The 9,053-nt window shown below is 40.3% G+C and carries 9 protein-coding genes; all 9 read right to left on the bottom strand.

The features are described from left to right. Window positions 1-736, bottom strand: a 736-nt coding sequence (locus Q0628_RS10665) for an acyltransferase family protein (RefSeq protein ID WP_298770874.1), incomplete at its 3' end; no start/stop codon positions are given. Window positions 737-744: 8 nt separating this feature from the next. After that, window positions 745-2,262: an oligosaccharide flippase family protein gene (locus Q0628_RS10660; RefSeq protein ID WP_298770873.1), complete on the bottom strand. Its 1,518-nt coding sequence runs from the start codon at window positions 2,260-2,262 to the stop codon at window positions 745-747. Continuing rightward, entirely contained in the window at window positions 2,263-3,273 is a 1,011-nt protein-coding gene (locus Q0628_RS10655; protein ID WP_298770872.1) for a polysaccharide pyruvyl transferase family protein, read from the bottom strand. Then, window positions 3,270-4,223 (bottom strand): glycosyltransferase family 2 protein, encoded by a 954-nt coding sequence (locus Q0628_RS10650; protein ID WP_298770871.1) that lies wholly within the window; start codon window positions 4,221-4,223, stop codon window positions 3,270-3,272. The genes Q0628_RS10655 and Q0628_RS10650 overlap by 4 nt, the downstream gene beginning before the upstream one ends. 2 nt (window positions 4,224-4,225) lie before the next feature. Continuing rightward, window positions 4,226-5,185: a glycosyltransferase gene (locus Q0628_RS10645; RefSeq protein WP_298770870.1), complete on the bottom strand. Its 960-nt coding sequence runs from the start codon at window positions 5,183-5,185 to the stop codon at window positions 4,226-4,228. Window positions 5,186-5,189: 4 nt separating this feature from the next. Further along, window positions 5,190-6,437 carry a hypothetical protein gene (locus tag Q0628_RS10640; RefSeq protein ID WP_298770869.1) on the bottom strand — a complete coding sequence of 416 codons (1,248 nt, stop codon included), beginning with the start codon at window positions 6,435-6,437 and terminating at the stop codon, window positions 5,190-5,192. Continuing rightward, window positions 6,428-7,600 (bottom strand): glycosyltransferase, encoded by a 1,173-nt coding sequence (locus Q0628_RS10635; protein ID WP_298770868.1) that lies wholly within the window; start codon window positions 7,598-7,600, stop codon window positions 6,428-6,430. The genes Q0628_RS10640 and Q0628_RS10635 overlap by 10 nt, the downstream gene beginning before the upstream one ends. Continuing rightward, the gene (locus Q0628_RS10630) at window positions 7,567-8,445 is read right to left on the bottom strand and encodes a glycosyltransferase family 2 protein (protein ID WP_298770867.1); all 879 of its coding nucleotides are present in this window, start codon (window positions 8,443-8,445) and stop codon (window positions 7,567-7,569) included. The genes Q0628_RS10635 and Q0628_RS10630 overlap by 34 nt, the downstream gene beginning before the upstream one ends. A 1-nt stretch (window position 8,446) precedes the next feature. Then, a partial coding sequence (locus tag Q0628_RS10625; RefSeq protein ID WP_298770866.1) for a sugar transferase occupies window positions 8,447-9,053 on the bottom strand: 607 nt, incomplete at its 5' end.

Raw genomic sequence — 9,053 nt, 5'->3', positions numbered from 1 at the left:
TACATAAAAAGGCATTAAAACAAAAAATACTCGCCTTTTGTCCTAAACCCTGTAAAGTCTGAGTTTTCTCCATAATAAAATAGGACTCTACAACAGACAAAACGAACAAAACAATAGACAAACCAACGATTACAGAAAGTTTTAACGACTCTGTAGCATTCTTCCTTGATCCAAAATAAAGACCTTCTACAAAAAACAGTCCCCAAGGAACAAAATTACCAGCATACAAAATAAGCGGAACGGTTCTTCCCATGTAAATGCCGAGCAAATAATGGATTATACTCCACCAAATTAAGCCTAAAAAGATTAAGACTTTTAGCGAGAATAATGAGACATGTTTTTTTAAAAACCAAAGCAATAAATAACATTGGATAATGACAGCGATAAAATAATATACAGAATAACCACAAGAAAAAAACTTTATGAACGGCTTTAGTGAAAAAACACTTGATAAATCGCCAAACAAAAAGAAAAGAGAACAGAATAAAACAGGTATGTAAACCCGAGGTATTTGCCTCTTTAAAAATTGAACATATCCGCCATTTTCCATCTGCTTAGATGCGAGGAAATATCCTGAAATCGCAAAGAACAGCGGTACAGCGACATTCATCAAATTTCGAACAATAATTACTGGAATTGAAATATCCGAACTGGTATAGCAGAAACCAAAACAATGGATAAAAACAACCATCAATATGGCAACACTTCTCAAAAAATCAAAATAAGAAATGCGCATGTTGTAAACTATCCTTTTTTTAGCAGCCTTTTTACCGGTTGCAAAATCAAATCACGTTCATAGGCATTCATGGAAAGGGCGAAGAACAAAGGCAGATAAACCAGCAAATACAGAATAATGCCGAGGCACAACTCCAATATGGAATCAAGGACGAATTGTTGCAACGCATAGTAAGCCGCTCCGGTCAGGATAGCCGGAACTATTGACATTTTAAGGATTTCAAACCAAAAACGGACAATATCTATTCTTTGTCTAATCTGGTAATAGACATTCATAATAATAACCTGCCCCAAAATCAATGCTCCGGCAATGGCTACCGCACACCCGATACCACCATAATACTTCGAGAGTGGAATCTGAGCGCCAAGGCTCGTCAACGATATGAACAAGTACAGCAGGCTGCGGAATCTCATCTGGTTGCGGGCCTGTAAAATCGTGATGCCCAAATTCTGGCACAGAGGAATGGTCAGGGGAATAAAGAACAACATCGCGATCGTATAGGCGTCGTCGTAGCCCTCCCCTGCCCACAGGCAGATGAACTGGCGACCAAACAAGAAGAATCCCGTAAGAACAAGTGCCATTATGCAGTACTGGATCCGCCCCGTCTTGATAAACAAGTCAGAAATAGCCTTCCCGTCGGAATCCATAACCGCCATGGCGGTAACCTTGGGCAAGAAAACGCCGCTGATGGCCGTAGAAAAACTCATATACATCTGTTCCAGCTGTATCGCAACGGCGTATACAGCGACCACGGCCGTGCCGACATAAGCTCCAAGTACGAACTGACCCGTACTCCAATATATGCGATCCATAATTGCGTTCAGGAATATCCAAAAGGAGTAAACGGAGACTTCCTTTAGGAATCCCCATTGGAACTTGGTAAACTTCAACTTGATCTTCAGGTAATGCTTACAGTACCAGAAGTTCATCCCCAGAGTAACCACATTGAAGATGGTGGCCACGACAACCATGGCGACGGCCCTGTATCCCATGGTCAGCAAGACAACCATCGTCGCAGTATTCAGTATAATACGGACAATGGCGACGACCTTCTGGAACACGAACTGCTCGTAGGCCGTGATGATGGAGCCGAAAAGGCTGAACGGGAAAGTGATGGCCAGGTTTGCGACCATCAGCACAAGAATCCACTTGGTACGTTGCAGTTCGATCGCCGTCATGGACGCATCGAATATGTTTTCCGCATTTAAATAAAGTACGCCGCCAACAACAAGTGTAATAATGCCTATAACGCAATAGAGCAGAAAGAACATCCCGAACATCCGGTACTGCTCTTCTTGCTTGCCTTCTGCACGGTATTTCGCCGTATAGCGCACGATGGCATTGCCGAAACCTAGGTCAAGGATGGTCAAATAGGCGACTATCGATGCCGCGATAGAGTACAGTCCGTATTCGGACTTGCCCATCATGCGCAGCATGAACGGGGTATACACAAGCCCGACCAGGTTCTGGAGGGCCAGTACCACGTAAGACAGCAGCGCGCCTATTTTAAGCTGGGACTTGGGCATTTACGATTCCAGAGCGTCCTTCAGCCAGTTTAGGGAGAATTGACGCATTTCTTCCAGTTTTCCGGAATTATACAAATTCAACAGGGATTCAAAGCGGGCCGAGCCACGGGTTTCGTTATAAAGGCACTTGAATTCTTTCCCAAAAATGATGGAAAAGACCGTACCGTGGAAGGAATCAGTAATCACATAGGAAGCATCTCGGAACATGGCAAGCCATTCGGGAATTGAAAGATTCGCCTTGGTATCTGCCGAGAAAAACTTCAATTCTAAGCCTCTTTCCTTGGCAATCGTTTTACATAGTTTCAAAATAGAATCGTCGATATTCAGAACATATGCCGCTAAAACCTGTTTAGTTTCAAAATGAACATCCTTGCAAATTTCTGCATAATCCTCTTTTTTCAGTAATAATGTTGGGTCCAAAACCCAGGTCGCATCAACTCCAAAATTTTCTTTACACAATTTTACACCGGATTCTTCACGAACACTGATGGCATTAAACTTTCTTGCCAATTTGGAACAAATTTTTGTTTGCTTCGAAGAATACTCCCAATAATCTACACCAAAAGACGCTGCATAGGAAATACGGCGAACATCTGACGATTTCAAAAAGCGAAGGAATGCGTCTCCAAGATCAGGAGCATACTTAGGTCGCCATACCTGATCACTTCCGACAACAAATGCATCCATATTGTGCATGATGTTCGAAAGACTCGATATATTCGTTACAGGAATAGTCGTGGAAATATGTTTGGTTATAAAAGATTCGAAAACATCAAGCCTTGTTTCAATTGGCTTGACCTTGGCAAAAGGTCTTTTTTTTCCAGGAATAAAAAGACAAAGCAATGTTTTAAGCCATGAAAGCAAGTAAATCCACCAAGGCACCGGCTTATAGCGGCAATCAAGTGTAATCGGAACATGACCCAAATCCACTAGAATCTTCTGCAGAGCATAGTTCTGAATAACACCGCCATAATTATTCAACAGAGGTTGCGTGACAATAGCTATCTTCATATTGACCTCAAAAGAATACGCCTTGTCCGCCAAGCAAAGAGAAGAACGCGCGATAGGAACCACGAATGAACCAATGCAAAGCGTATTAGGGAATCAATCTTCTTAAATCCGGCAAACCTTGAGACATACAACTCATTGACATCGGAACACATCGCAAAAAATTCTTTTTTTGTTATCCCCTTCCTCATGAAAAGACATCTTTTAACATCAATTTTGTTTCTATTCAACAATTTTTTATCGAAATCTGATAACGCTTCAAAATGGTGAATAAAGAAAAGCATGGAATCGATTTTTCGCATAGAAACTTGATTTACCAAGCTATTTTCGTTTACAGAGCACTGATAATGGTAGAAAGCCTTAGGAATATAAGATATGCGAATATTATGCATAGTCAGCATCACGCATACAAAAAGATCTTCCCAGACAGTCATATGTAATGGGAAAGAAATCTTGTATTTACCAAACAAACTTCGTTTTACAAGCTTATTGCAACACGATCCGTGCAAATTCTGAAAAAACTCCCGCATGACATTTCTTGCATCCAAAGATTCGGGCTCTTGCGGGAGGCGAATACTTGTATCATTCTCATGTTTCATGAAATCACAGATGACCATATCCGACGAGTCTTCGACAGCCTTCTGCAACATCTCCTGAAGCATCACTGGTTCTATCCAATCATCAGGGTCCACATGAATTACGTACTCGCCTATTGAATTTTCCAAACCACATTGCCGCGCAGATGCAACGCCACCGTTCTCTTTGTGCACAACCTTTATTCGCGAATCTTTTTCCGCAAATTCATCGCAAATTTTACCAGAATCATCCTTTGAGCCATCGTCAACCAAAACAACCTCAAAATCCTGAAATGTTTGGTTGAGTAAACTTTCTAGACATTGCCTCAAATACTTTTCAGCGGCATAGACTGCAACAATTACAGATATCTGGGGCATATTTAACCATTAAAAAGTTTTGTAAGGAAATAAGTAATCTTTACATTCACAAACGAAACAAGTGCAAAACCCTTACCAAGCATCGCGCTCTTATGAAAAATATAATACCAAATGTACTTGCGATACAGCCTTTGCAGACGATCCAAGGCTTCTTTATCACAGACTTGCGACTTTGCCATCGAAATTAAGATTTGATTACAATAATAGACAACGGCACGGTAAGCATATTTTTTTTGCTCAGGATAATTCAGTTCAATAAATTGCCCCCTTTCCAAGCAAGCCTCGATTGTATGCCATTTTTGGGGCGTATAGGACTCATTAACGATGCTCTTTTCATTCATTCGGTAAACATATCCCGGATAATCACAAATAACGACCTTATTCGCCAAATGGATTGTCTTGTATGTGACGAAAAGGTCTTCATGATGTTTACCGACCGGATACCTTAGTGTATCAAAAATAAACCGCTTATAGAGTTTACCCCACGCCGTTGTATACATCTGTTTTGTAGAAAATAGAAAATCCATCTTGTTTTCAGCGAAAATTTTGAAATCCATTTTTGACACATCTTCAAAAACATCGCTTAATGAATCCTTGGCAGAACAGCGAACTAAGCCACAGACAGACATATCGGCATCATTATCCCGACACATTTTCACCAAAGTTTCCAAATAATGCGGAAAAACAAAGTCATCGCTATCAATAAAAGTCAAATAATCGCCTTTGGCAATGTCTATTCCGCTATTTCGAGCCGCAGAGAGACCTCCATTTGACTGATGAATGACCTTTATTCGGGAATCATTCTGGGCGTAATCTTCACATATTTTACCACAATTATCCGGGGAGCCATCATCCACAAGAATCAGTTCAAAATCCTTGAAAGTCTGTCGCAAAACACTTTCAATACAGTTTGACAAAAAATTTTCAACTTTGTAGACCGGAATAACGATACTGACTAGCATATTTTTATCCTATCATTTTTCGGCGAAGTTTAATGTTTCGTATTTGTTCAGTGCTATACTGCGGAAATGTTTTTCCAAGGTAATATCCTAAAGCTATTGCATAAAAGCCAGAAGCGATTATCACGCCTTCGGCAATAGGCAAATAGAACATTGAAAAAAATGTTTTTCCAAAACCAATAATGACTAAAGAACCTATAGCCACAAACGATTCTCTGCTATGGTTCCATGATTTAATCCATGTATAAAGAAATCCAATCCAAAAAAGCACATAAGACAACAACCCTATTACACCTTGCTCCAGCAAAATAGCTACCCAATCATTATGTGCAAACGATACATTTACGGAGAGCGTTCCCTGAGCACCTATTCCAAATAAAAAAGATCGTATAGAAAAGTTATTTTCCATATAATTAAATATTGTCGCCAAGTAGACATCCCTTTGGCTAGAATACCCATCCAATGTATCTTGATATCTCCCCGCAAGATATGAACTTGTTTCAAGTTGATGCATCGTAAACTGATACAAGCCAATTAAAACAAGTACCGAAACAAGACAAAATATTGTTTTTTTCCTTATAGAGTATTCTGAAAGAATTCCCCACATGATAAATAAAATTGAGATGCTACCCAATAAAATGACACCTCTTTTGGCACTCAAAATAAAGAAAATGAAAAAAACTACAAGTAACAAAAATTGCAAAAAAATCTGTTTTTTAAATAGAAATACAAGGGGAAGAATACTTAAAAGAATATATATTGTCGTAATCGTAAACTCTTCTTGTATAGAATCGATCAATGCGGCTTCAAGCAGCATCTGCTGATATGTTACATGAAAAGCTAATATTGATGCTCCGAGAATTACAAAAAATAAAATTTTCATAATGCGCTCATTCAACAAACCTTTACAAGTAAAAATATATATTGGAACTACAGTTAACATTGAATTAAATAACCACAAAAGATAACGATTTGTTTCAATATAAGTATCTCCTGCGATACAAAATATAGGGTCACTAACAACAAGATGAATCAATCCATAAACCGATAAAAAGCCAACAAAAACAAGTAAACCCTTAAAAAAAGGTATAAGCCTGTAATTTGCAACAAAATAGATTGTATATGAAAGAGCTAAAATTGCTAAAAAAAACAACAATGCGACATACGCTTTAGTCGAATAGTACACATACGGTAAAAAGGATAAAAATATCCACCCTAAAATATACGCATATGGAAATATCGAAATCAAGCGCATTTCATAGCCTGCTTATAATGGGTTGCAATATTTTCCCAAGAATACTTTTTTTTCAGTGCTTGAACATCCGTTCCATCGAGACTTGGTTCCGAAACCATGCGGGTAATGACTCTGGCGAGGTCTTTGGGCGAATTTTCCTCAAAAAACAGGTCGCTGTTGTAGCCGTCCAGCGTTTCCTTGAAACTCGGCAAGTCTGAACAGATAATTGGCCGTTCAAAATGCAATGCCAGCAAAAGAACACCACTTTGTGAAATTTCCCTATATGGAAGGACAATCACATCGGATTCAAGGATAATCCCATTTAAAACTTCGTCCGGGACGAATTTCGGGATAAATTTGATATCCACGCTAGTTGCTTTTTCATGCAAAATCTTCAGGTAATCGTCTGATGTCTGACCGACAATTGTCGTGGTTACCTGGTCTTGGACTACTTTGGGCAACATGGCTATGGCATCGACCAAAATATCCGTGCCCTTATAGTAGCTCTGATTCCCGAACATGACAAGACGGAGTTTTTTACCCCGTTCATGGCGTGTAATATTCAAACCCTTGGGGACAAAGACTCCATGGGGAATTACCTTGCAGCGTACTTCGTCTATTCCAAATTCATTGCAAAAATTGGTTTTTGATGTCTGTAGGTGCAAGATAAACAAGTCGAAGAATTTTTCTACCATTGCAAAGCGGGCCTTATACCTTTCACGGGTATTTTCACTGCTATTGTGCGGGTAAATATTGTGAACCGTCAACCAAATCTTAGATTTAGGCGAGACGGTCTTGATCAACCGCAAGAAAATGCGTTCAATAGAAGAAACCTCCAAAAAAGGGAGCCATTGAAAATGAATGATTTGGGGTTGATGCAACAATGTATATGCAACCAATCTGCAGTAATTCAATAAGCCTTCAAGAGCTTTAATAGCGCGTTTGACAATATTTTCACTATTTTGAAATTTCTTAGGAACAAGACTGATTAATCGTTTGACGCTGCATGATAAATTTGAAGGTTCAATATTTGCAGCCAACAAAGTCAAGCTAGTATCGTGATTCAAGCATTTTGTTAGAGCTTCACATAAAGCAATGTCATACTTAGGTACTTTGCCAGATATGTCCACCATTAAATATTTCACCAATCCTATCCCCGCCTCACATACCTTATTTTTTTCCATACACCGAAGAATATATTTCGAATGGTATTTAATAGCGAACAAACGACATTCATACCCTCGGCATTTCGGAAAAGCTTGTAGTGCCATTTAATAAGATAAAAATATCCATGACTCGAGATGGAATAATCGCGTTGACGATATAGCGCAAGATTCTCGCTAAGCAAATGGCATTCTGCCTTGCGGCATACCTTCAGCCACATGGCGTAATCATTGTTTTTTTGAATGTTCGCAATCTGGATATCGCCTACCACCTCGCGATTATACATCACGGTAAGGCAACCGGGCCAGCAATAATTGTACATGCCCATTTTAGAGATATGTTTCGGTCCACCAACCACTATACCTAAAGGCTTGCCATTTTCATCTATTTCTTCGTAGCGGGTATAACTGAAGGCATAGTTATTCGCCGTCATAAAGGCTAATTGCTTTTCCAGTTTATCGGGTGTCCACAGGTCATCGCTATCGAGGAAGGCTATCCACTTGCCCTTTGCTTCGCGCAGAGCTCGGTTGCGACTGAAGGCTGCACCACTATTCTGACGGTTCTTTATGTAATGGATTCGTTTTTCAAAATTAGATCCTTCGACTCCGCTTTCGCTACTACCCAAAGGGCATAACTCAACTTGAGAACTAAAGTTCTTAGTTTCGTATAGCTCAGAATGACACATGTCGTTGAATCCACTTTGGATGACTCTGTTCACGACATCAGTGGTGTTATCTGGGCTTGCATCATCAACGATAATCAGTTCCCAGTTCGAGTAGGTCTGAGCCAAAACAGACCGAATCGAATCAGCGATAAACGGTGCCGTATTGTAACTGGGCATGATGATGGATACGAGGCCGTACATATCACATGGCCTCCTCAATCAATCTTTTGGCTTCTTTTTGTCCGCGGTCGTATTCTTCTTGCGTTATACGGCCTTGAGCAAGCAAATAGTCCCCAAGATCGGTGGCCGTGTCGCAGTTTTCTTCGGTAATATCGGAGCGTTTGAAAAAAGCCTTGTAAAGTGTGACGAAAATAATCTTGATATCGCCCCAGAACGTAATATGTTCGATGTATTTGAGATCAAAATCAATCTTTGTTTCCCAGGTCACGGCATTGCGGCCATTAACCTGTGCTAACCCACTGAGACCTTGACGCACTGTATGACGCTTACGCTGTTCCGGGGTCATGAAGACCATGTCTCGCACAAGCTGCGGACGTGGCCCGATAACGGACATATCGCCCTTCAGTATATTGAAAAGTTCCGGAAGTTCGTCGAGGCTTGTGCTGCGCAGGAACTTGCCGTAAGAATTCAGGCGTACATCATCCGGCAACAATTTTCCCGAAGCATCCCGCTCGTTTGTCATGGACCGGAATTTGATGAGCTTAAAAATTCGTTCATCTTTACCCGGACGCGGCTGAGTAAAGAACGGATTTCCCTTCATCGCAATCGCGCCGATAATCATCAAAACC

Source organism: uncultured Fibrobacter sp. (assembly GCF_937877005.1).
Lineage (GTDB): Bacteria > Fibrobacterota > Fibrobacteria > Fibrobacterales > Fibrobacteraceae > Fibrobacter.
This window is presented reverse-complemented; position numbering and strand designations above follow the sequence as displayed.